This window comes from [Brevibacterium] flavum (assembly GCF_019317305.1).
Taxonomy (GTDB): Bacteria; Actinomycetota; Actinomycetes; order Mycobacteriales; family Mycobacteriaceae; genus Corynebacterium; species Corynebacterium glutamicum.
Genome location: NZ_CP079240.1, coordinates 3,296,534 through 3,320,168 on the forward strand (window position 1 = coordinate 3,296,534; position 23,635 = coordinate 3,320,168).

Here is a 23,635-nt window from a genome sequence, read left to right on the forward strand (position 1 = left end):
TGCATGTTGATTCGGATAGGGTCAAACATAAAGCCACACTTGCTAGATCTCCGTACGCCCCACGAAGACACCTCGAAGTTCCCACGCGAGATGTTTCACGTGAAACATCTGCTGATTTTTGTCTCCAAGTGGAGTTGAATGAGAGTTATGAACACTCCGGCAGTTCAGGTTCAAAATCTAAGTTTGAGTTTTGGCTCGTTCACAGCCGTCAACGGCCTCAGCCTCACAGTGGAGCAGGGGAGCATTCACGGCTTCCTCGGCCCCAACGGGGCAGGAAAGTCAACAACCATCAGGGCACTCATTGGAGTGCTAAAACCCCAAACAGGTTCAGTCGCTATTCTCGGCCAAGATCCTGTTGCTCACCCCGATGTCCTTCGAAGAGTTGGTTACGTTCCAGGAGATGCCACACTGTGGGACAACCTCACTGGGGCGGAAGTTTTCAGGGCACTCGAATCACTCCGCAAGACTCCATCCAACCGAGCTCTTGAAAACGAGCTTATCGATGCCTTCCAATTGGATCCCTCGAAGAAGATCCGCGAATACTCGACAGGTAACAGAAGGAAAGTCAGTCTCATCGCGGCGCTCAGTCATGAGCCCGAGCTCCTCATCGTTGACGAGCCCACCGCAGGCTTGGATCCCATCATGGAGCAAGTCTTTGTCACCTATGTCCGCAAGGCACGAACCAACGGCGCGTCCGTGTTACTCAGCAGCCACATTCTCAGTGAGGTGGAGCAGCTGTGTGATTACGTCACGGTCCTTAAAGAGGGACGAGCAGTTGCGTCCAATGAGGTGAGCTATCTGAGGAAGATCTCCGCTCACCGCATTACTGCCACGATTCCGGCGGTACCTCAACACCTTGCTGGCAGGGGAGAAGTGGATTTCGATGCTGGCCATCTCAGCATCACCTGCGATGCCTCCGAGGTTCCCGATATTTTGCGCATCATCATCGACGCTGGCGGCCAGGACATCATCAGCACCGCGGCGTCGCTGGAGGAGATCTTCTTGCGTCACTATGGAGAAACCGTGAGTGGTTCAGAAAGCAAGGCATCACAATGATCCGTCTTAATCTACGTCTTCGTCGGATGCTCATTCTGTGGTGGCTGCTTGGCATCTGGGTATTTCTCATCATCACCCCGCCGTCATATGTTGCCACCTATCCGGACCTTGCGAGCCGTGGGCCGGTTGTCTCAAGTGTGCAAAATAATGTGGGCACTCAAGCAATGTATGGCCATCTTCCATCGCCTGGCACCATTGGGCAATTAAGCGCCTGGGAAACTGGAGCATGGTTATGCGTGTTGTCGTCGGTGATGATGGTTTTGCTGTTTAGCTCGCTTCATCGCAAACCTGAAAGCTCGGGTCTCGTCGAGTATGTGTATGCCTCGGGGCGCAGCGGTTCTTCCCGTTTCGGCGCGGCGATCGCCACAGGCACGATTGTGTCTGTCCTCAACGGTGCGGTGTGCGCCTTCATCCTGCTCGCTTTTCGATATCTAAGCATTGATGAAATCACGGTCGCTGGCAGCATAGCGTTCGGCGTAACCATCACTCTCACCATGCTCGCTACCATGGCCATCACGAGTATTTTACAGAGCTTGTGGGGGAGGGGAACCAACTTCAACCGCCTTGGCCTCCTCAGCGTGGGTGCCGCATTTTTGATCAGAATGTTCGCTGACACATCGTCGTCAAGCTGGGCAACTCACCTCAACTGGGTGTCACCGCAGGGCTGGCGCACAGTGATCGCACCCTTCACGGAAGACAGTTGGCTGAAGGCTTTGGTCTTGGCCATCGTGTGCGCGGCGCTCATCGGCGTTGCATTTACCCTCGATTCCCGGCGCCCCTTCGATGAAAGCCTGCTTCACCTTCGAGGTTCGAAGCGCTACCGCGAGCGAAAAATCCGAAGCCTGTACAGCCTGAACATGGTGCTTCACAGAGGAAATCTGATCACTTGGTCGATCGTCATCGGCTTGGTTCTGCTGATTTTCCTTCCCCTCATCGACTCACTCCTGCCGTCGCTGCAAGACGATGCCGCGACGATGCAAGCCGTCGAAGCCTTCTTGCCAGCGGGCGAATTGCAGATCACCTTCATCGTCTACGTCTTCCAAATCGCGTCTATTCTGCTCAGCATCGCAGTGGTCTTGCCCGTCATCGGGTTCATCGGCCAAGAGCGCGAAGGCCTCATCGACGCGGTCCGCAGCACGGGCGTGCGCCGCTGGTCGCCCCTATGGGGCTGCGTTCAAGCATGCTTATCGACGCTAACCTCCTGCACCATTTTCGCCATTCTATGTGCTCTCCTGGGTTTGTATCTCCAACCGTCGACAGTGGAAGACGGGACCTCCCTCATGGTGCTTTCCGGCCTCTCAATTGCCGTCCATGCACTGTTCTTCCTAGGAATCGCAATCGCAGTAGCGGGACTTGCACCGCGCGTCATCCACCTTGCCTGGCTCCCCATTATTGCGGCGTCGGTAGTGACTCTCCTCGGCCCATTGTTCTCACTCACCGAGCAGCAAATGGAATTCTCGCCACTGACACATTCATGGGCAAACTCCGATGAAGCAGTGTGGCCGTTGCTCACATTCGCGATTATTGGTGTCGCTCTTGGGGGAGTAGGCCTACTTGGGGCGCAGCGAAGGAACCTACTTTAGCAACTGGCCAAATAAGATTCTCTGGACGATACTAGGCATTATGACTCAACCAGCCCCCATGTGTAGCCGCCGCATGTTTCTTCTTGGAACAGCAACAACCTTCGCAGGTGCTTTTCTTGCAGCCTGTGGTACTGAACCAGATCAGGAGGTAGCGGCTACTGAAGTCCCCGTCGGAAGCTCTGTCATCTTGGGTTCCGTAATCATTGCGCAGCCAACCGAAGGCAACTTCGTGGCTTACTCTTCTGCATGCCCACACCAGGGATCACGCATCACCAAGGTAGAGGGAGACACTGTTATTTGCACGAACCATAAGTCAGTCTTCAACATTTCCGATGGTTCAGTTGTGTCCGGCCCAGCCCAGAACGGACTCACCAGCGCTAATCTCAAGCAGGACGGCGACACTCTGAGCGCGTCCGTGCAGTAGAAAAACAGACAAAAAATGGCGATGTTTCACGTGAAACATCGCCATTTTTCTACCACGCACCTCGCGCATAGGAAGGTGGGTAGGGGATCTCATCGCGAGTTTTCCCCAGTTCATGCGCAGCAAATAGTGGCCAGGAAGGGTAGCGGAGGGCAGCTCGACCCAGCGAAATAATGTCCGCATCTCCACGATCAAGATGCCCCTGCGCCTGACCCACATGAGTAATTAATCCAACCGCGGAGGTAGGGATACCCACCTCTTGCTTCACACGACGAGCAAATTTCACTTGATAGCTGGGCTCCACAGGGATTGTCGCAGGTACTGCACCTCCGGTGGAAATATCGACTGCATCCACACCCAGCTTTTTCAGATCTGACACAAGCGAGACGGTTTGATCGTCATCCCACGAAGGTTCATCATCAATCCAGTCCGTGGCAGAGATCCGGGCAATCAGTGGCATCGAGTCAGGAATCACTGCACGGATCGCCTGGGCTACTTCCCTAAAAAGTCGAGTGCGATTCTCAAACGAACCTCCATAAATATCAGTACGTTTATTTGCGAGGGGAGTGAGGAACTGATGCAACAGGTAACCGTGGGCACCATGGACCTCCACAGCATCAAACCCTGCACGCACCGCGCGCTCTGCAGCAGCAGCGAAATCCTGAATAACCTTTTCAATACCTTCGCGGGTCAATTCGGTCGGATCTGCAAGCCCCGGCTGAGCGACAGCACTAGGTCCAAAGGTTTCCCATCCACCCTCGTCAACTGATTGAGTACCAGTAGGGAAGTTAGGAAGGGCCGGATATGTGCTCGCTTTGCGGCCTGCATGGTTAAGTTGCACACCGATCAGTCCACCTTGAGCGTGGACAAAATTTGTAATTCTCTCCCATGCCTCAACTTGGGCCTCATTCCATAGGCCAGTGCAACGCGATGAGATTCTTCCCTCTGGACTAATGCCGGTGGATTCCGCGATGAGGAGTCCGAAGCCGCCAACAGCTCGGGCTCCGTAATGCACGAGGTGCCAATCAAGTGGAACCCCATCGAGGTTATTGGCTTGGTACTGGCACATGGGCGCGAGCCACATCCTATTGGGAATTTCTAATCCACGGATTGCAATGGGAGTAAGGAGGGAAGTCATGGTGTCGAGAATAGTCCAAAAATCCACAATCCTTGCGCTGATTCATCCACACAGGAAATCAATTGATTAACGACACAGTGACGAAACTAAATAGAACGATAAAATTAATGGGTTAATCCCACTATTTCATTTCAAGTAACTTGATTCGCTGAGCATCAGGGGAACCAATATTGGGTTCACCTAAAACTGCTGGTCATTTCCAACGCCCATGCCCCCACGCGATGTCTTCTCACAGTACCACCCACAAGCCACAAGCAGAGCATGCAGGTGGGCGTCTAAAGCCAAATTTTTCCCGGTGTTTGAGGCGATTGCACCGTACACTAATGTGCATGCTTGAACGCCTCAAACGCTTAGATCCGCTCATTGTCCTCATTGTGCTGGCTGTCATTGTGGCGATCATCATTCCAGTTCGCGGGGTTGCTGCGGATTGGTTTGATGTCGCCGTCAAGATTGCCATTGCGCTGCTGTTTTTTCTTTATGGTGCCCGCCTATCCACCCAAGAGGCGCTGAATGGTCTGAAGCACTGGAGGCTTCACCTGACTATTTTGGCGATCACCTTCGGAATATTCCCACTTATCGGCATTGGGCTCGAGCCGATGACTGCATTTGTGTCGGAAGATATTTATCGGGGAATTTTGTTCCTCACGCTCGTTCCGTCCACCGTGCAGTCATCGGTGGCGTTTACCTCGATCGCTAAAGGCAACGTAGCTGGTGCGATTGTGTCGGCATCGCTCTCCAACCTTGCGGGTGTTTTCCTCACTCCGCTGCTGGTCATGCTCGTCATGTCTGCGGGCGGGGGAGTTCACGTGGATTCCCAGGTCTTCCTCGACATTGCGATTCAGCTTCTGCTGCCGTTCATCCTCGGCCAGGTATGTAGGCGTTGGGTGAAGAATTTTGCGGCCAACAAAGCAACAAAAATCGTGGACCGCGGCTCGATCGCGATGGTCGTGTACTCCGCGTTTTCTGCCGGCATGGTGGCTGGCATTTGGTCCACTGTGAGCGTTCTAGAGATTATCTACCTCATTGTTTTCGCTATTCTGCTGGTGATGGCCATGCTGTGGTTCACGCTGTTCATGGCTACACGCCTTGGATTTAATCGGGCAGATTCCATCGCTATTCAGTTCTGCGGAACCAAGAAATCCCTGGCCACAGGCCTCCCAATGGCGGCAGTCATCTTCGGTGGCGCCAATATCGGCCTGCTCATCTTGCCGTTGATGATCTTCCACCAAGTCCAGCTGATGATTTGTGCATGGCTTGCAGCTCGTTATGGTCGTGATGCGCAGGAACAGAAAGCCAACGCCTAAAAGTCCTCAATAGCTAGCCAAGCTGGTCAAGCAATGAAAGTGGTCACCTTCCGGGGGCCACTTTTTTGCATTCGAGGCAGTTCGGGCCGGTGTGAATAAAACACCTTCCCCAAATAGACAGCATGGTCTAGATTAGCTTGAAACGAAAGCGTACATTCGCAGCAGCTAACGGAAAGCACACTCATGACTCACACTCTGCAGGCAACTAATCCCCTTGATCAAACCGCTTGGCACGCTTGGCATTTTTCCCGAAACAAAGAGGCTATCAGCCGCACTGGCGCCACCAGCCTGAGCGCCACTGAGTGGATTAGCGCCACCACACTCAAAGACGCACACACTTTTCCTTCACTTCCCGGGCGATGGTATCAACGAGGCGGCGGGGTAGTGGGAGCACATTTACCACCAGCTTTCGCAACAACTGGAACGGTGCAACTGCGCCCCGGTGAGCTCTTGATAGCGGAAGATTTCACCCTCACCGTCATTGAACGGCTTGGACAGTTTGCACTTCAGATTTTTGATGCACGCAATCCGAAGCGTTTTGAATTCCACTCCATCGCAGCTTTCCCACCGTCCGAGGAATGGCGGATTGAGGCTCGCTTCTTCCCGGAACCTGACACTGTTAACACCGCTGCAGCTGATGGAGTTATCGTTGCCACGCCTACTGCGGGTTGGGTGCACTTTTTGAAGGGCCGTCTGGATTACCGTCTTCGCGTAACCGTTCAGAAAAATAATCTACGGGCACTATTTAGCGACAATTCCTCGACGTTGGGCGTGTATCAGCATCGTTTTGTCGACATCCCACGCCCTGATGCCGAGGGAAACACCATCATTGATTTCAACCGCGCTTATCTTCCCCCAAAGGCATTGAACCGAAAGTTCCTGTGCCCATCGCCCAGCCTGAACAACCACCTCAATCTCACCGTGGAGGCAGGGGAGAAGTGGGTGGTTGCTGGAGGATAATACTTGCTAACCGTCCTAAACGGGCAAGTCAGCTGCGTTGCGCTCTTCCACTTCCGCTCGCATGACAGAAGTCAGCAGTCCCGGAAAACGCGCTTCCATATCTTCGCTGCGCAGCGCACTTAGAATGGCAGTTCCTTCATAGCGCTGAGTAATCAGACCCGCCTCACGGAGTACGCGGAAGTGGTGCGTTGAGGTGGATTTAGATACTGGAAGCTCGAAGGCAACACATGCCTGATCATTATGTCCGCACGACAGCTGCGACAGGATTTGTCGCCTAATAGGATCCGACAGCGCAGACATAATGGCAGTTAAATTCATCTCGGCCAAAGATGGATGTTCCAATTTGCGGGCCATGACACCCTCCAAATGATCTCATAAAACAGTATTGAATTTAGGTACGACTCTAATCGTACCTTGCCCTTAAGCCAAGCTAGTTGTACGATCAAACTCGTTGTATGGCAAACGTCGTACTAGTCGATCGAATGGAGCCTTTGGTGTCCAAGCTGTTTACCCCAATTCAAATCCGCGACATCACCATCCCCAACCGCGTGTGGATGTCACCGATGTGCACCTACTCTGCAGCCACCGGTTCAGGTCTTCCCACCGATTTTCACCAGGCTCATTACGCAGCTCGCGCAGCAGGTGGTGTCGGATTAGTCATGGTTGAAGCAACTGGAGTGAGCCCCGTAGCTCCCATCTCCCCAGTCGACCTTGGACTTTGGAGCCATGACCAAATTGAACCATTCTCCCGAGTGACAGCAGCTATTCGCGCCGGTGGGGCAGTACCGGCCGTTCAATTAGCCCATGCTGGCCGCAAGGCATCCACCGATGCTCCGTGGAATGGTGGCGGATATGTTGGACCAGAAACCAATGGATGGGAGACTGTCGGCCCCAGCCCTCTGGCATTCCCAGGTTTGCCTGCTCCGCGCGAGCTGACGGTTTCAGAAATCCAAGAGGTTGTGCAGCAGTTCGCTGGCGCCGCCGTTCGTGCCGACCAGGCTGGTTTTGATGTCGTGGAAATTCACGCAGCACACGGCTACCTTTTGCATAACTTCCTTTCTCCGATCTCCAACAAGCGCACCGATTCATACGGCGGATCTTTAGAAAACCGCGCTCGCATCGTGCTCGAAGTCATTGATGCAATCCGCGCAGTGTGGCCAAAGGAAAAGCCTGTATTCATGCGCATTTCCACCACCGACTGGGTGGAGGAAAACCCACAGGATGATCGCGAGTCCTGGACGCTAAGCCAAAGCAGGCAGCTGGCTTTGTGGGCATCCGAGCGCGGAGTTGATTTGATCGATGCCTCTTCTGGCGGCCTCGACATCGTCCCCATTCCGCATGACCGCGATTACCAAACCGCGAAGGCCGCAGATCTTCACGCAAGTACCGGAGTGACAGTCGCTGCTGTGGGGCGCATTGATGACGCCCAAACTGCGCACAGTTTGGTTGATTCTGGCGATGTCAATGCAGTTTTCCTCGGCCGTCCACTGCTCAAGGATCCTTCCTGGGCAAACCAAGCAGCCCTCGCGCTAGGTGAGGAACCCAGGTATGTTCGCCAATACGACTACGTACTTTAAAGGAGTGTTGACATGAAGGTTTTCATCATCGGCGCTGCGGGTGGCATCGGCAATCGACTTTCCAGCCTGCTTCACGCCAGGGGAGATGCAGTTAGCGGCATGCACCGCAATCCTGAGCAGGCCTCAAAAATCACAGACACTGGGGCAACTGCCGTACTCGGGGATCTCATCCACAACAGCACGGAGGAGCTTGCGGAGCTTTTCTGCGGTCACAATGCCATCGTATTTTCTGCAGGCGCCCACGGAACAGGGCAAGAAAATACCACGCTTATCGACGGCGCCGGCCTCCGTAAAGCCGCCGACGCTGCCAGCGCGGCCAACGTTTCACGCTTCATCTTGGTCTCTGCGTTTCCGGAATCCTCCCGCGGGGAGAACACCACCGAGAACTTTGAGCACTATATGAAGGTGAAGAAGTCCGCCGATGTCTACCTCAGTCACACTGACCTGGACTGGGTTATTGTCCGACCAGGCGTGCTTCAAGATGAGGCAGGGGATGGTTTAGTCACTGCTGGCTTAGCGATTAATTACGGCAATGTTGCTCGCGATAATGTCGCAGCGTTCATTGATGAAGCTCTGCATCAACCGCAGTTGTCGCAGATCATTGTTGAACTCACCGACGGTTCAACTCCGGTGGCGGAAGCCGTAGAACGCCTCATCAAGTAAAGACGAAAAGAGGGAGAATGTTTCACGTGAAACATTCTCCCTCTTTAGCTACTTCTAGGAAGAGAGTGAAGAAGTGTAGTGCTGTGGCTCGACTGCTTCAGGTCGCGCCCATCCCTGGAAGTGCTGGAACTGCTCTTGGATCTGAGCGCCCCACTGTGCTGGCTTGAAGTTCTGTGCGATGTCAGTGAAGTGCTGGATCTGATCAAACATAGTGATTTCCTTTGCTGAGGTTGAATAAGTTCGGGGAGTAAAAACAGCTGCGCTGCGATTCTCAAGGGGAGTAGGGCTCCTCGGTCAATGTTTCACGTGAAACATTGACCTTAAAGAGCGACTAGGAGCTGAGGGAGAAAGCACTCTTGGCTGGCTCTACAGTTTCGGTGTTAAACCAATTCTGGAAGTGCTGCTGGAACTGCTCGTGAATCTGGACACCCCACTGTGCGCCCTGGAAGTTCTGTGCAATGTCGGTGAACTGCTGGAACTGATCAAACATGGTGATCTCCTTAAAGTGATTGTTGTAAAGAAGCAAAAACGTCTGTTGTAAAAGGTTTAAAAAAGCTTGAGGTATCGCTAGACTTGCCACGATGAGGCTTTACCTCCAACCGCAGCCCTCCCAGAACATCGGTTACCGATGGCGTCTCTCTGGCAGCTGAGTTGGCAGCAAAGCTAATCATTCCGGATCGCATTGGGGGATGTTTCACTTGAAGCGTCCCCTCATGTGTTCTTAGGAAGAGAGGGAAGAGGTACGCTCCGGCAGGGGAGCAGCCTCAGGGCGAACCCACTGCTGAATCTGCTGAGGGAAGTGCTGCTGGAACTGCTCCTGAATTTGAGTGCCCCACTGTGCAGGCTGGAAGTTTTGTGCAATGTCAGTGAAGTGCTGAATCTGATCGAACATGTTGAACTCCTTTTAAGTGGTTGAGTGAGATTTAGGAAGAAAGAACGACTGCAGAGAAGATGTCGGAAACGCTTCCCAGGACAGTGTTGAAGATGTTGACGATGTATCCCATGAAAAGAACTCGCTTTCTCGTGTACTTGCAAGGTGTGCCAGCGACGGTGTGTTCCGTTGCTGTGATTTGAAGTTAACACCGAAAAAATTTTTCCTACAAGCAGCGGTCAGACCAAGTTTCAACTCCGTGACCTGCACAAATGCAAAAATACTGAAGTTTATGGGAATTCCCCCATCACCATGATCTAGCTGCAGAAATGGCATATCACCATGGCTAACCAACAAAGGTCATCTCAACCGGCTTAAGAAAATTCTGCCAGCTTTCTGCTGATTGAATCGTGCCAGCTCAGGGCACATCTCACCTAAAGTAAACACCATGAAATCAATCTTCATTTCCGGTGCGGCGAACGGAATTGGCAAAGCTGTGGCGTTGAAATTTCTTCACGAAGGTTGGCTCGTTGGAGCCTACGACATCGCGGAAATCACCTATTCACACCCCAATCTTCGCTGGGGCTACCTCAATGTTCGACAGTCCGAGTCGTGGGACAAAGCCCTAGAAGACTTTGCGACGCACACCGGAGGCACCATCGATGTGGTGGACAATAATGCCGGCGTGATTATTGAGGGACCGCTGCAGGACGCAGAGGAGGGGAGCGTCGACAAGCTTCTTGCAATCAACGTCAATGGCGTGACTCTTGGTGCCCGCGCCGCTCATCCTTATTTGGCGCGCACGCCGGGCGCCCAGTTGTTAAACATGTCCTCGGCGTCGGCGGTGTACGGGCAGCCCCAGATCGCGGTGTATTCGGCTTCGAAGTTTTACGTCGCAGGTCTTACTGAGGCGCTGAATTTGGAGTGGCGGAAAGACGATATTCGCGTGGTCGATGTTTGGCCTTTGTGGGCGAAAACCGATTTGGTGAACGGCGTGAAGGCTAAGTCACTGAAGCGTTTGGGCGTCCGGATCACTCCGGAACAGGTGGCACAGGCGGTATGGGATGCGGTGCATCCGAAATCTCGGTGGGCGAAGGGAAAGGTGCATCACGGGGTGTCAAAGTTGGATAAGGCGCTGTATCTCATGAAATCTCTGTCGCCTGATCGGGTAGCGATGTGTTTTGCGCGACTAATCGCCGGATAAATGAATTGATTATTTTAGGCTCCCAGGGATTAAGTCTAGGGTGGAATGCAGAAATATTTCCTACGGAAGGTCCGTTATGACGCCTGCAGGTCCAGCACAATTACTCATTGTTGCTCTTGTAGTAATTGTCCTCTTTGGTTCCAATAAGTTGCCTGATGTTGCTCGGTCCGTTGGCCGTTCGATGCGCATTTTCAAATCTGAGATCAAAGAGATGAACAAGGATCAGATCGAAAGCTCCGATCAGACCTTGAAGAACTAAGGTTCCTCGCATCTAAAAACCGCCTGCCTTCTCTGTTTAGAGAAGGCACGCGGTTTTTATTTTGAGTCTTTGTGAGGCCTATCGGACGTCGATGAACTTCTTCAGTACCCAGCCCTTGGCTGCAATGACGATTGCACCAAGAACGATGGCTGCAACGCCAACGGTAATGAAGAAGACCTTTTCAGATCCTGCATCGGTTGGATCGTAGTAACCACCCAGGGTGCCGGACAGGGACGTACCCATGGAGACAGCCATCAGCCACACGGCGAACATGCGGGACTGGAATGCCTCGGGTGCGACCTTGGTTGCAAGTGAGTTGCCGACAGGGGAGAGCAGAAGCTCAGCGATGGTGAAGAGGAAGTAGACCCAAATGATCAGTGCCATTGGGGTAGAGTTCTCTGCACCGCCGGCGAACGGCAGGAAGAAGAACAGCGCGCAACCAATGACAATGTTGGCGACACCGAACTTCACTGCAGTAGACCACTGCTTTGCTCCGAGTTTTGTCCACAAGGTGGCAAAGATTCCGGAGAAGATGATGATGAAGATTGGGTTGAAGGAGTTGATCAATCCTGGAGGAAGATCAATGCCGAAGAAGTTACGGTCCAGGCGGGTGTCGGAGTAAACCGCGAGGACGGTGAACTGGGTTTGGAAGATCGCGAAGAAAAGCACGCCACCGATGAACATTGGGATGAATCCCAACAAGCGGGACTTTTCCGCTGCGGTGGTCAGTGGGGAAACGTACATCTGAGCAAGCAGAGCAATAGCCGCAATCAGTGCGATCGCTGCGGTGATGTTGGACAGCCATTCCAGCTTGATGATGCCCGTTGCGATGAGAGCGACAACTGCTGCGACAACCACGACTGCGCCGATAATCCAGCGCGCATATTCATTCTTAGGCAGTGGGTTAGGAACAGTATGCCCTGCCGCACCGATGGTGGTTTTACGCATCGCCACGTATTGGATGAGACCCAAAGCCATGCCGACTGCGGCGATACCGAAGCCCCAGTGGAATCCTCCCCATCCCCACAGAGCGTTGGTGATCAGCGGGCCAAAGAGGCCACCGAGGTTGACGCCCATGTAGAAGATGGAGAAGCCTGCGTCTCGACGCGTGTCCGTGCGTGAGTACAGCTGGCCCAGCACAACCTGCGCTGCCGTCTTCACGCCACCTGAGCCAAGGCCGATGAGGACCAAGCCGATGGACAGTCCCGTATATCCTGGAATCAAGGCCAGGGCAATGTGGCCCAGCATGACGATGATCGCGGAGTAGAAGAGTGTGCGTTCAGAGCCCAATACTCGGTCTGCAATGAACGAAGCCACGAGGGAGGTCATGTAGACGAAGCCGCCGTAGGCGCCCACAATGGACAGTGCAGCTGTCTGATTCATACCAAGTCCGCCATCGGTGACGGAGTAGTACAGATAGAAAGCAAGGATGGACTGCATGCCGTAGAAGCTGAATCGCTCCCACATCTCCACGCCGAAGAGGTTTGCCAGCCCCCAAGGCTGGCCGAAGAATTTCTTTTCGCGGTGAGTTTCCGCCACTTCAGACCCTAGGTGGGGGTCGGAAGGTTCAGGACTCACACCGTCTTGAGTTGTGTCGGTGTTCATAACTTCTATGATCCTCCACCTAAAAGGACAACTCCAATTAGGCACCCAACGATCCCGCAACTGAAACACAGTTGAAAATAGCTAGAGGCTTAAGTTGATCACAGGGGATTGAACGGCAAATGAGGGAAATGTTTCACGTGAAACATTGAAAGAAGTCAGATACGGCTTCACAATTCCCTAAATCCCACAAATGCCCCTCGCTTGAAAAGCACTTTCGGACACCATGTGCTCAAAAAGGAACAAAATGGGGGTAAAGAAGTGTGCGCGAAGAATATTAAGCGTTCCACAATCTCCAGCGCGACCACCCAAACAGGCTGCACGCCATCAGTGGACTTCCACACAAACGGCCCCCAATTTGAAATAATTCACAAATAGGGGATTGGGGCGCATTGCCTATTGGAAAACTGCCAACCATTGGCGAGCCACAGCCAACTGTAGCAATTCCTCATCAACATCTTGCCCTCGGACATAGAGGAAGTAAAAGTTTCTATCCATGCTCATCAAACTAGCCAGGAACTGAACTCGACGCTCTTCATTCTCAACCAATTCGGGCACCGATTGGCTCAACCTCTGCATCATTGAAAGCCACTCATCGGCCACCGCAGCATCTTCGACCATCGCTTGTTCCATCGCCCCGAACACTTTGGCATTCGCTTTCCACATCTCCGTCATGGAGTCCAGCCATCTAAGAATGGACTCCAAAGTGTGTTCAGAGAGATCAAAAACTTTTAGGACAGGGGTGCGGACCGCGGGTTCAAGTTCCCGCATTTTAGCCATCATGAGATCGGGCTTGTTACGGAAATGAAGGTAAAGGTTTGCCCGGCTACCACCCGCTGCCTGAGCGATCTGATTCATGGAGGTGGAACCATAACCGTGCTCCAAGAAGAGTTCGTGGGCTACATCGATAAACCTTTGACGGGTCTCTGCGGCCTTGAGATCTTTCAGATTCATTGGTGTTGCTCTTCTTGTTGAGGGACGGGCTCTGATCAGTGTAGAACAACGCAATCGTTTTCGGTTCGCTTCGCCTGTGAATTGATGGAGATCGGTCTGGAATCCAAAGAATGCCAATGTTTCACGTGAAACATTGGCATTCTGGAGGGTTGCGTCGAAAAGCGAAATCCTACGCGCCCGGCGCGAGCACGATGTCGAAGCGCGTGCGCGCCCACGTTTGATCGCCGAGATCCCGACCATCTGGGGTAGGAGTGCCTGGCGCCTGCTCCTCAAACTTCTTGATCAACGAGTCCTTGACTCCGAAGACGGAATCGCCGATTTCTAGCTGCGGATCACCCTCAACGAAAATGTGAGTGACCAAGGTGCGCAATTCAGGAGCGGTCACCATGAAGTGAAGGTGGGCGCAGCGCACCGGCGAACGACCAACCGCCTTGAGCATGTTGCCCACGGGGCCATCGTGGGGGATTGGATAAGGAACCGGAGTCAGACCCCAGAAGCGGTAATCGCCATTGGCGTCGGTGTGCATATACGCGCGACCCGCCATGCGCTCATCGGCATATTGGACATCGTAGAGTCCATCTTCATCGCACTCCCACACCTCGATACGAGCATTCGGAACGGGATTGCCTTCAGTGTCGGTGACGGTTCCTTCAATCCACGCTGCCTGCCCCTGGGCGCCGCCGGCGATATCTCCACCCAGCTCAACCTCAGGAGCGTCATCGAGGAAGAATGGACCAAAGACTGTAGCTTCCGTTGAGTTTTCATACGCTTCGTTGTTCACCGCGATGGTCTGCATCGAGGCGCCCAAGGTATCGGAAAGCAACACAAACTCTTGGCGCTTGTCATCAGTAATGTGGCCAACCGCTGTGAGGAAATCAATGGCGTAATTCCACTCATCCTCGGTGAGGCGCACATCCCGGATGAAATCGTGCAGATGCACAACCAGCGATTCCATCAGCTGCTTGAGGCGCGGGTTTTCACACGCATCAAAAGACTGGAGGACACGGTTCACCAGATCTTCTTCAACAGCCTTTTGCTGCACGTTGATGTTGTGGTCTGCGGTGGTGGTTGTCATGATTTTCTCCTTGAAAAATCGCCGGGTTAGTTGCTGAGTACTGCGCTAAGAACTGCCGGATCCTCACCGTTGAGTGCTGCTTCGAGCAATCTGCTGAGGTTTTCCCGGGTCACTGGGCGAGGATTGTTGGCGGGAACTTTCTCCAACGTGACGTCCACTGCCTCAGCAATTCCTGAAGCCTCGAAGCCGTAGTCGGAAAGTCGTTTTGGTGCGTTCACTGCCAAGCGGAGGCGTTGCAGGCCTTCTAGTGCGGTGTCAGTTCCAAAGGCTGCGGCTGCGCGGCGTTCAGCTTCTGGTGCGTCGCCTGCGTTGAATGCCAAAACATACGGCAGGACGGTTGCGTGGGTTTGGGCGTGGGGGAGGTTGAAGGTGCCTCCCAAGGTGTGGCAGATTTTGTGGTGCAGTCCGGAGCCTGCGGAGGCGAAGGATACTGCTGCGAGGTAGGCGCCGTAGAGGGCTTCGTCGCGTCCTTCGATGCTGTGCGGGTTCGCAACAATTTTCGGCAGTCCCTGGTTGAGTGCGCGGATTCCTTCGGCTGCAAGCGCTGCGTTGATGGGATCGGCGTTGGGCCCCCACAAAGAATCAATGCAGTGCGCCAGGCCGTTGAGTCCGGATGCCACGGACATCTCCACTGGAAGCGACATGGTGAGTTCGGAATCGTAAATGACTGTTTCGGGGAGCACCTTCAGATCAACACCGGTTGTTTTGCGCGCTGCTTCCGTCAGACCCCACACGTTGGTTGCTTCCGATCCTGCGTAGGTGGTGGGGATCGCGACGATGGGCAGGGCAGTGGTCATGGCAATTGCTTTGGCCAAACCTATGGTGGATCCGCCGCCAACACACACCAGCAGATCAATCTCATTGTCGGTTGCCACTGCACGCGCACGTTCGGCTACTTCGATGGGCACGTGCATGACAACTTCGTCGTGCCAGATCGCCACCTCAATTTCTGAGGCCACCTTATGGGCGATCGACATTTCTCGTTCACCCGCAATGACCATGACCTTGGCTGAGCCGCGGCGTTCAACTTCCTGCTTTAAGAATGCACTGGACTTGCCATATCCAAACATGACTTTCTGTGGGAGGGTGTCGTGGTTGAATGCGAGTGAGTTGTTCACGGAAAGATTCACTTTCTAAAAGGTGTGGTGGTTTTTAAAGAACTAGCCATCGAGATCGGAGGAGGGTTTAAGCCTTCTTGAAGATCTGGCCGGTGAATGCTGCGTGGTCGAGTTCTTCAAGTGAGCGGCCACGGGTTTCAGGAACAAACTTGGTGACGAACGCCAGGGCAATGACTCCGACGACTGCGAAGATAAGGAAGGAGAAGGTGATACCCACGCCGGAGACCAGAGCCGGGAAGAACAACGCTAGGACGCCATTGATGCCCCAACCGCAGAATACCGAGATACCGGTGCCGATACCCTTCATTCGGACTGGGAAGATTTCCGCCAGCCACACCCACACTGCAACGTTGAGGAAAGTCTGCATGGAGAGCACGAACCCAACAACAAGGATCATGATGGCGAATGGTCGAATGGAGTTACCTTCTGGAAGGAGAGTGCCAGCAGCTGCGATCAAAAGGTGGAAGGTGGTGGTCAGTGACAGGCCGATGATGAAGGTGGTGCGGCGATCCAGGCGGTCCATGTTGCGCAGTGCGATCAGTCCACCGATGACGGCAACGGCACCGAAAGCAATGTTGGCAACCACAGCCATTTCTGCGCTCATGCCGGATTCCTCGAGGACGCGGGTTCCGTAGTACATGATGGCGTTGATGCCGGTGAGCTGCTGGGCAACTGCAACACCGATGCCGGCGATGAGCAGACGAACCAGCCATTTGTTGCTGAGGACTTCGCCGATGGACATGTGGGTGTGCTTGCTAGAAACCTGGCCTGAAGCCTGGCCAGAAGACTGCTTAACACCAGGAAGTGCCGCATTGTTTTCAGAGTGCACCGCGATGATTTCATCCATTTCGGCTTTCGCGCGCTCAGGGGTACGGACGGTCTCCATGACGCGGCGGGCGTCGTCGTAACGCCCCTGGTTGACCAGCCAGCGTGGTGATTCCGGCATCCGCAGCATGCCGAGGAAGAGGGCGACGGCAGGGAGGGCACAGACGGCGAACATGATGCGCCAGATTCCATCAATAACTCCGTGTAGGGTGACCGCGATAAGCGCGTTGATCACGAAGGCAAGCAGCTGGCCGGTGACGATAGCAAGCTCGTTTCGGCCGGTCAGGGAGCCGCGGATTTCTAGTGGTGCGAGTTCAGCGAGGTACACCGGAACTACTGTGGAGGCGCCGCCAACCGCGAGACCCAACATGATGCGCCCGGTGACCAAGGCGGCAAATCCTGGTCCGTAGAACTGCCCCAGCTCACCGGCAGGGGAGAATACGACGAGGATTGATCCGAGGAAGAACAGCACGGACAAAGTGATAATTGCTTTTCGACGCCCGATTTCGTCCGAGATACGCCCAGCGAACAGCGCGCCAAAGGCTGCAGCGAAAACCAGTGAACTGATGACAACGCCGAGTTGCAGCACGTTGAGTCCGAGTTCTTGTGCCATGTGGCCTTCGGCGCCGTTGGCGACACCGGTGTCATAGCCGAAGAGGAGTCCGCCGAGACAGGCGACGAGGGAGATTTGTCCAAGTCGACGCGCTGGTCGGCCTGCTGTTGGTGCTGTAGTGGCCGATGTACTTGATGTGGCCTTGATGTCCGTCATGTTGTGTCCTTTTATCTTTGATGAAGTCACAATTGTTGCTATATGCAGCTCTTAACCGATCCAGAAAGCAGAGTTATGGAAAAGGGTTTGGAGCATTTAGCCCTGTGCACTTGTAAAGCTTGTTCAAACGACTTAAAACAACCGGGAAGGTGGCCGGCCTACGCTTTTAGGAGAAGGAGGGACGAAGGTGTGAGTCCCATTTCCTCGCTAGTTCAATGATTCTGGTTCTTTCATTGGGGTTGCCCCCGATTTCGAACTATCATCTACCGGACATCTTGTTCGTAAGATAAGCTTTTGTCAAGACTTTTTGTGTTGTGGGTTACTTTTCGTCGATATAGTTACCCAAGACAACCTGTTTAGCCGCCACAAAACACCCCATGCGGGGGCAAAATCAAAAACAACCTTTAGAAAAACGGATCAAATATGCAAACCATTCAGCTACTCACCAAAGCAGGACTTTTAGTAGACGCACTTTCGGCAGGGCCAAATACTCATTCTGAGCTGGCAAAACAGTTAAATGAGCCGAGATCGTCGATCTATCGAATAACGTCTTCGTTAGAGGAAGTCGGGTACGTCAACATCACCAGCAGTGGCTTACTTGGGCTTGGCGTAAACATCCTCCACCTGGGCGAAAGTGCCGTTGACGCCCTGCTTAACAGAACTTTATTGCGGGAAAAATTAGGCTGGCTCCGCGATCAGCTGGGCATGACCGCTTTCTTTTGCACCCTCCAAGATGACCGCATCATCAGTCTGGATTGGCAGGAGGGCGCAGATATTGATCTGATTTACCTCGCCCCTGGCCGCACGCTCCCGTCCCAAAAAGGTGCAGTCTCCCATGTTCTCCAGGGCAAAGACCTGCGCAAAGGGTGGAGTATTGATCACGGCGAGCTCACCGTTGGAGTGTCATCCTTAGCTGTCGCGGTGAAAAACGCTAACGGCGACGTCTTAGGTGCAGTGGCGGTAGCTGGGCTAAGTGCAAGCGTTGAGAGCAAAATCGACACCATCCGGGACACGTTGAAGGAAACTGCGTGCGCAATCGCAAACATGCCGCCAGCCAAAACGCAGGAATTCGATCCATCACGAATCAAGGAACCCAATTCACCTTCGGTGATCACCAAAGCGGCAACGCTCATGGATGTCCTCCGCACTGAAGGGCCCACCAACTCCGCTCGCCTAGCCGAGGTGCTGGGGGAGCCGATCAGTTCGGTGTACAGAATGCTCCACACCTTAACCGCGATCGGGTGGGTTGAGCAGGACGGAAAGCGCGGCTCCTATCGCGTTGGCCTAGCCATGCTCACACTTGCCGAATCGCAATTGCGCCATATGGATCTCCGCAAGATCGCCGCACTGACCATGCGGAAAATTCACGCACTCACTGGTGAAACCACATTTTTGTGTGTCCGCCACGGCATTCGCGCGGTGTGCATCGAGCGAGTTGATGGCGATCGCGTGAATAGTCGAGTTCTCCAATTGGGAACCTCGCTGCCCCTTCATGTCGGTGCCGCACCGCGCGCGCTTCTCGCTTTTGAGGGACGCCGGGCCTGGGAAACGTATGCCACAAACTTAGGATTCGAGGGCCACAACTGGTCTAAAGGTCCGTCCAGGGCCGAGCTGTTCCAGCACTTGGATGAGGACCGTGACAAGGGATTTTGCCTGGTAGACAATGAAATTACTCCCGGAATCGCTGCTGTGGGAGCACCCATTTACAACCACCGTGGTGAAGTCGTGGCAAGCCTGTCCATGAGTGGCCTGCGGGACGGCATCCTCAGCGATACCGCCGACTACTCGGCCGTGGAACTAATCCTGCAGGGGTCTGCGGAGATTTCCCAAGCGCTGGGAGCGACCATTGAGCACAACGGGGGCAACCAAAAACTACCCCAGGTAACCCCTCTGAGCATTGTGGTTTAAGCAATTCATTGACGTTCAAAGTGATGCGTGTCATGATTGAGACACTTGTCCGGTAGGTGAGTCTTCGTGAGATACCCCGGCCAGTCATACAGTTCAACCAAGCTCCACCACCCAGATAAAAACCTGCGGGTTGCGTTTTAGGAGAATTCCCATGAGTGATCAAAAAATTGTTGTTGGCCTGCTAGGCATCACCCACCCGCATGCGTCGGCGCGGGTGCGTGCCCTCCGTGAAATTGATGGGGTAGAGGTCGTCGCCGCCGCGGATACTGATTCCCGCCTCCAGTACTTCACCGACAAATATGATGTTGAACCCCGCGAGATCGATGACGTCCTGAACGACGATCGCATCAACGCCATCATGGTTCACTCCAAGAGCAAGGACATGGTCCCTCACGCCAAGCGTGCGCTCGCGGCCGGAAAATCCGTCGTCGTAGAGAAGCCCGGCGGGGGAACAGTGGCGGATCTTGAGGAGCTCCTGGCCCTCAAAGAAGCTGCCGATCCTCAGCGAATCGTGCAGGTCGGGTACAACGTCCGCCTGTCTGAATCGGTTCAGAGATTAAAAGAGCTTCTCGACGCCGGCCTCATCGGCGAAGTCGTCAGCGTGCAAGCACGCGGCGCCGCAAAAGTAGGTGAGCACATCACCGAGCACCTCAACCAACCCGCAGACATGGGCGGTGTGTTGTGGATTCTTGGCTGCCACATGCTCGACGCTTTGGTGGAAGTCTTCGGAGCTCCAGAATCCGTGAACGCCCGAGTACATAAGACCGCAAAGCTCTCTGACGACACCAGCCGCGAAGACTCAGCCTCCGCACTGCTGTACTACCCAGATTTCTCCGTCAGCTTCAGCTTCGACGGCCACGATGATCTGGAGTGGTTCGAAAGTTCCCGCCTCACGGTCTATGGAACCAAGGGAATGATCGAAGCCGGAATCCTCCCTCAGACACTGCGCGTATACCTCAATGAATCCAGTCAAGGATGGCCACAGGGTTGGACCGAGTGGACCCAGAGCTACTTCACCCCACCGTTTGCTCGCACAGAATCCAACAAATTCTCAGAGCTTCCAGAGCTAGAAAACATCAGCAACTTCCGCACAGAAATGCAGGGGTGGGTGAATTCCATTCGCACTGGATCCCGCAATGTGGCGCCAGTTGAGGATGCTCTCACAGTCGCTCGCATTGTCAGTGCATGCTACGAATCCGACAACAACCAGGGCATTTCCGTAAACATCTAAGAGGAGCACTCCATGAAACCACAACTTATTGCATCTTGCTGGACCAGCGCGGGAGACGCCGCACCCGATCGTGACGATCTCAGCAGCCCAGTAGCAATCGATGAGCGCATCGCTCTAGTCGCTGAAACCGGTTGGGCAGGCATTGGGCTTGTCCACGCCGATCTCATCAAAGCACGCGACACCATTGGCTACGAGGAATTGCGCCGACGCATCCACGCTGCAGGAATTGAAATCATTGAGGTGGAGTTCCTCAATGGTTGGTGGGCGACTGGTGCGGAACGCCAAGAGTCCGATGCCGTTCGTGCGGATCTGTTTGCTGCGGCGCAAGCTCTTGGTTCCCCACACATTAAGGTCGGAGCAGGAGAGGGCACCAATGGTGTGGTTCCCATTGCTCACATGGCCAGTGCGTTTACTGATCTCGCTGCGGAAGCTGAAGCTCATGGCGTCAAGCTCGCGTTGGAAGCAACTCCGTTTTCTCACCTGAAGACCATCTACGACGCGCTGGAAGTTGTCAGCCATTCCGATAGCCCGTCGGCTGGACTCATGGTTGATATCTGGCACACCGCGAAAATCGGAATCCCCAACGATGAACTGTGGCGCAACATTCCACTGTCCAAGGTCAACGCAGTGGAGGTTGATGATGGTTTCATTGACACCCCAATTGATCTTTTCGATGATTCCACCAACCGCCGCGCGTACTGCGGTGAGGGCGAATTTGATCCCGCAAGCTTCATCCGTGGCGCCATCGACGCCGGTTGGAGTGGTGCATATGGTGTGGAAATTATTTCCGCAGAGCACCGAAGCCTCCCGGTGAAAGAAGGGCTGCAACGCGCTTTTGACACTACCATCGCAGCGTTTGAACAAGCTGCTCGTCTCGCCCCCTCCACTAACTGATCTTTGAAAGGCTGAAAAACTCATGACTCTTCGTATCGCCCTTTTCGGCGCTGGCCGCATCGGTCACGTCCACGCTGCCAACATTGCTGCAAACCCTGATCTTGAACTCGTTGTTATCGCCGATCCTTTCATTGAAGGCGCACAGCGTTTGGCAGAAGCCAATGGGGCAGAAGCGGTTGCATCACCAGATAAGGTGTTCGCCCGCGATGATATTGATGGCATCGTGATCGGTTCACCAACCAGCACCCACGTTGATCTGATCACCCGCGCCGTGGAACGTGGAATTCCTGCACTGTGCGAAAAACCCATTGATTTAGACATTGAAATGGTGCGTGCCTGCAAAGAGAAGATCGGCGACGGCGCTTCCAAGGTGATGCTGGGGTTTAACCGACGCTTCGATCCTTCTTTCGCTGCCATCAATGCGCGAGTGGCAAACCAGGAGATCGGCAACCTGGAGCAGTTGGTGATCATCAGCCGCGATCCAGCGCCCGCACCGAAGGACTACATCGCAGGTTCCGGTGGAATCTTCCGTGATATGACCATCCACGATCTGGATATGGCGCGTTTCTTTGTGCCCAATATCGTGGAAGTGACTGCAACCGGCGCCAATGTTTTCAGCCAGGAAATCGCGGAGTTCAATGACTACGACCAGGTTATCGTCACCCTTCGTGGCTCAAAGGGCGAGTTGATCAACATCGTGAACTCCCGCCACTGCTCCTACGGCTACGACCAGCGACTTGAGGCTTTCGGCTCTGAGGGCATGCTCGCCGCCGACAACATCAGGCCCACCACGGTGCGCAAGCACAATGCGGAAAGCACCGAGCAGGCAGATCCGATTTTCAACTTCTTCCTCGAGCGCTACGACGCCGCTTACAAGGCAGAGCTCGCAACTTTTGCTCAAGGAATCCGCGACGGCCAAGGCTTCTCACCAAACTTCGAGGACGGCGTCATCGCCCTTGAACTAGCGAATGCATGCCTCGAATCAGCTCAAACCGGCCGCACCGTCACCCTCAACCCTGCCAACGTTTAGTCAACGTCTAGTTAATGCCTAAGGAGAAAACCTCATGAAAAACATCACCATCGGAATGGTCGGCGTCGGCCGTATTGGCCGCATGCACGTCACCAACATGCTTGCCGTTGCTGAAACTTTGAAGGAACGCGACCTCAATATTGAGATCGTGCTCGCAGACGCAATGCCCGGTTTTGCGGAGCAGGTGGGCGCGGACATGGGCGTGAAGGCGGCGGCAAGCGTCGATAAGCTTATTGAGGACGGGGTGGATGCCCTTTTCATTGCCACCAGCACCGCTGGCCACGTCGATGTTTTGCGCAAGGGCATCGCGGCAAAGCTGCCGATGTTCTGCGAGAAGCCGATCGCGTCGGATGTGCCTGAGTCGCTGGACATCATCCGCGAAATTGATGCGGCTGGCGCGACGGTTCAGGTCGGCCACCAGCGCCGTTTTGACCTCGGTTACCAGGAAGCTAAACGACGCCTAGATGCAGGCGACCTCGGCTGGCTTCATTCGCTCAAGGCCGTATCGAGCGATGCGTTTCCGCCACCGGTGTCCTACTGCGCTACCTCTGGTGGGCTTTTCCGCGATGTGTCGCTGCACGATTTCGACATCCTTCGCTGGCTGACCGGCCAGGATATTGTCGAGGTGTACGCCAAGGGCAGCAACAACGGCGACCCGGAAATCGGCGCAGTCGGTGACATCGATACCGGAGCGGCCCTACTCACGCTTGCCGACGGCACCCTCGCCACCGCCATCGCCACTCGTTACAACGGTGCAGGCCACGACGTTCGCCTCGATGTTATGGGCTCTAAAGATTCCGCGATCGTTGGCCTGGATGAAAAGTCTGCGTTCGCTTCTGCGGAGGAGGGCATCGATTTCCCAACCGGTGAATCGCACCCAACGTTTGCCGAGCGCTTCGCCGACGCATACAAGAATGAGTGCATTGCGTTCGTGGAGTTGATCCTGGGAGAGCGGGAAAACCCTTGTACCCCTGCAGACGCTGTGGCTGCGGCGATTGTTGCCGATGCAGCTCAGCTGTCGCTGGTCACTGGCGAGCCAGTGAAGATTCCTACTGTGCGGGAAATTCTTGAAGGTTCTGCGCAGCCAGTTGAGGTGCGTGCGCTGGTTCCATCAGCCTAAGATTCAGGCACCCCAAAACACCGCAGAGGTAAAAGTAGGTAGAAAGACGCTCCGCATCCCGTTGAATGTGGAG

At 54.3% G+C, this 23,635-nt stretch carries 24 protein-coding genes; 14 read left to right on the forward strand and 10 right to left on the reverse strand.

Annotation, left to right across the window (positions count from 1 at the left end):
• Positions 1 to 147: 147 nt before the first annotated feature.
• The 3 genes from KW808_RS15900 to KW808_RS15910 all read left to right on the forward strand — a co-directional run bounded on the left by KW808_RS15900 (position 148) and on the right by KW808_RS15910 (position 3,063).
• Entirely contained in the window at positions 148 to 1,056 is a 909-nt protein-coding gene (locus tag KW808_RS15900) for an ABC transporter ATP-binding protein (protein WP_004567959.1), read from the forward strand.
• Positions 1,053 to 2,639 (forward strand): ABC transporter permease, encoded by a 1,587-nt coding sequence (locus KW808_RS15905; protein ID WP_004567960.1) that lies wholly within the window; start codon positions 1,053 to 1,055, stop codon positions 2,637 to 2,639. The genes KW808_RS15900 and KW808_RS15905 overlap by 4 nt, the downstream gene beginning before the upstream one ends.
• 73 nt (positions 2,640 to 2,712) lie before the next feature.
• Positions 2,713 to 3,063: a Rieske (2Fe-2S) protein gene (locus KW808_RS15910; protein ID WP_003855195.1), complete on the forward strand. Its 351-nt coding sequence runs from the start codon at positions 2,713 to 2,715 to the stop codon at positions 3,061 to 3,063.
• A 49-nt stretch (positions 3,064 to 3,112) separates the two neighbouring features.
• Here the strand turns inward: KW808_RS15910 and KW808_RS15915 are convergent, their stop codons facing one another.
• Complete coding sequence (locus KW808_RS15915; protein WP_004567961.1) at positions 3,113 to 4,225, reverse strand: NADH:flavin oxidoreductase/NADH oxidase; 1,113 nt, start codon at positions 4,223 to 4,225, stop codon at positions 3,113 to 3,115.
• Between the two features lie 302 nt (positions 4,226 to 4,527).
• Here KW808_RS15915 and KW808_RS15920 point away from each other — a divergent pair, with 302 nt between their 5' ends.
• Positions 4,528 to 5,502 (forward strand): bile acid:sodium symporter family protein, encoded by a 975-nt coding sequence (locus KW808_RS15920; RefSeq protein WP_003855200.1) that lies wholly within the window; start codon positions 4,528 to 4,530, stop codon positions 5,500 to 5,502.
• Positions 5,503 to 5,685: 183 nt separating this feature from the next.
• On the forward strand, positions 5,686 to 6,462 hold the full coding sequence (locus KW808_RS15925) for a DUF1684 domain-containing protein (RefSeq protein WP_004567963.1): 777 nt from the start codon (positions 5,686 to 5,688) through the stop codon (positions 6,460 to 6,462).
• 15 nt (positions 6,463 to 6,477) lie between these two features.
• On the opposite strand, the gene KW808_RS15930 is transcribed toward KW808_RS15925, so the two are convergent.
• Positions 6,478 to 6,816, reverse strand: a complete 339-nt coding sequence (locus KW808_RS15930) for an ArsR/SmtB family transcription factor (RefSeq protein WP_004567965.1) — start codon at positions 6,814 to 6,816, stop codon at positions 6,478 to 6,480.
• A gap of 101 nt (positions 6,817 to 6,917) precedes the next feature.
• Here KW808_RS15930 and KW808_RS15935 point away from each other — a divergent pair, with 101 nt between their 5' ends.
• Entirely contained in the window at positions 6,918 to 8,039 is a 1,122-nt protein-coding gene (locus KW808_RS15935) for an NADH:flavin oxidoreductase/NADH oxidase (RefSeq protein WP_004567966.1), read from the forward strand.
• A gap of 12 nt (positions 8,040 to 8,051) precedes the next feature.
• The gene (locus KW808_RS15940; RefSeq protein WP_004567968.1) at positions 8,052 to 8,702 is read left to right on the forward strand and encodes an SDR family oxidoreductase; all 651 of its coding nucleotides are present in this window, start codon (positions 8,052 to 8,054) and stop codon (positions 8,700 to 8,702) included.
• 54 nt (positions 8,703 to 8,756) lie between these two features.
• Here KW808_RS15940 and grtC read toward each other — a convergent pair whose 3' ends face one another.
• The 3 genes from grtC to grtA form a co-directional block, all read right to left on the reverse strand.
• Positions 8,757 to 8,912, reverse strand: coding sequence for a type I toxin-antitoxin system antitoxin GrtC (gene grtC / locus KW808_RS15945; protein ID WP_004567969.1), 156 nt, complete (start codon positions 8,910 to 8,912; stop codon positions 8,757 to 8,759).
• Positions 8,913 to 9,033: 121 nt separating this feature from the next.
• Positions 9,034 to 9,192, reverse strand: coding sequence for a type I toxin-antitoxin system antitoxin GrtB (gene grtB, locus KW808_RS15950; RefSeq protein WP_004567970.1), 159 nt, complete (start codon positions 9,190 to 9,192; stop codon positions 9,034 to 9,036).
• 231 nt (positions 9,193 to 9,423) lie between these two features.
• Positions 9,424 to 9,594 (reverse strand): type I toxin-antitoxin system antitoxin GrtA, encoded by a 171-nt coding sequence (grtA, locus tag KW808_RS15955; RefSeq protein WP_003855210.1) that lies wholly within the window; start codon positions 9,592 to 9,594, stop codon positions 9,424 to 9,426.
• Between the two features lie 427 nt (positions 9,595 to 10,021).
• Here grtA and KW808_RS15960 point away from each other — a divergent pair, with 427 nt between their 5' ends.
• Entirely contained in the window at positions 10,022 to 10,777 is a 756-nt protein-coding gene (locus KW808_RS15960; RefSeq protein ID WP_004567972.1) for an SDR family oxidoreductase, read from the forward strand.
• A gap of 76 nt (positions 10,778 to 10,853) precedes the next feature.
• A complete protein-coding gene (tatA, locus tag KW808_RS15965; RefSeq protein ID WP_003855212.1) occupies positions 10,854 to 11,036 on the forward strand; it encodes a Sec-independent protein translocase subunit TatA in 183 nt (60 codons plus the stop codon).
• A 78-nt stretch (positions 11,037 to 11,114) separates the two neighbouring features.
• Here the strand turns inward: tatA and KW808_RS15970 are convergent, their stop codons facing one another.
• From KW808_RS15970 to KW808_RS15990, 5 genes are all read right to left on the reverse strand, one after another.
• Positions 11,115 to 12,641 carry a peptide MFS transporter gene (locus tag KW808_RS15970; protein WP_003855213.1) on the reverse strand — a complete coding sequence of 509 codons (1,527 nt, stop codon included), beginning with the start codon at positions 12,639 to 12,641 and terminating at the stop codon, positions 11,115 to 11,117.
• Positions 12,642 to 13,034: 393 nt separating this feature from the next.
• Positions 13,035 to 13,592 (reverse strand): TetR/AcrR family transcriptional regulator, encoded by a 558-nt coding sequence (locus KW808_RS15975; protein WP_004567976.1) that lies wholly within the window; start codon positions 13,590 to 13,592, stop codon positions 13,035 to 13,037.
• A gap of 169 nt (positions 13,593 to 13,761) precedes the next feature.
• Positions 13,762 to 14,667, reverse strand: coding sequence for a dioxygenase family protein (locus tag KW808_RS15980; RefSeq protein WP_004567977.1), 906 nt, complete (start codon positions 14,665 to 14,667; stop codon positions 13,762 to 13,764).
• 26 nt (positions 14,668 to 14,693) lie between these two features.
• A complete protein-coding gene (locus KW808_RS15985; protein ID WP_004567978.1) occupies positions 14,694 to 15,785 on the reverse strand; it encodes a maleylacetate reductase in 1,092 nt (363 codons plus the stop codon).
• A 67-nt stretch (positions 15,786 to 15,852) separates the two neighbouring features.
• Positions 15,853 to 17,379 (reverse strand): sugar porter family MFS transporter, encoded by a 1,527-nt coding sequence (locus tag KW808_RS15990; RefSeq protein WP_004567980.1) that lies wholly within the window; start codon positions 17,377 to 17,379, stop codon positions 15,853 to 15,855.
• Between the two features lie 423 nt (positions 17,380 to 17,802).
• On the opposite strand from KW808_RS15990, the gene ihtR reads away from it, so the two are divergent.
• The 5 genes from ihtR to KW808_RS16015 all read left to right on the forward strand — a co-directional run bounded on the left by ihtR (position 17,803) and on the right by KW808_RS16015 (position 23,562).
• Positions 17,803 to 19,287 (forward strand): transcriptional regulator IhtR, encoded by a 1,485-nt coding sequence (ihtR, locus tag KW808_RS15995; protein WP_004567981.1) that lies wholly within the window; start codon positions 17,803 to 17,805, stop codon positions 19,285 to 19,287.
• 151 nt (positions 19,288 to 19,438) lie between these two features.
• A complete protein-coding gene (locus KW808_RS16000) occupies positions 19,439 to 20,518 on the forward strand; it encodes a Gfo/Idh/MocA family protein (RefSeq protein WP_004567983.1) in 1,080 nt (359 codons plus the stop codon).
• A 12-nt stretch (positions 20,519 to 20,530) separates the two neighbouring features.
• Positions 20,531 to 21,412, forward strand: coding sequence for a sugar phosphate isomerase/epimerase family protein (locus tag KW808_RS16005; RefSeq protein ID WP_004567985.1), 882 nt, complete (start codon positions 20,531 to 20,533; stop codon positions 21,410 to 21,412).
• Positions 21,413 to 21,434: 22 nt separating this feature from the next.
• Complete coding sequence (gene iolG / locus KW808_RS16010; protein ID WP_004567986.1) at positions 21,435 to 22,442, forward strand: inositol 2-dehydrogenase; 1,008 nt, start codon at positions 21,435 to 21,437, stop codon at positions 22,440 to 22,442.
• A gap of 34 nt (positions 22,443 to 22,476) precedes the next feature.
• Complete coding sequence (locus tag KW808_RS16015; RefSeq protein ID WP_004567988.1) at positions 22,477 to 23,562, forward strand: Gfo/Idh/MocA family protein; 1,086 nt, start codon at positions 22,477 to 22,479, stop codon at positions 23,560 to 23,562.
• Positions 23,563 to 23,635: the final 73 nt, after the last annotated feature.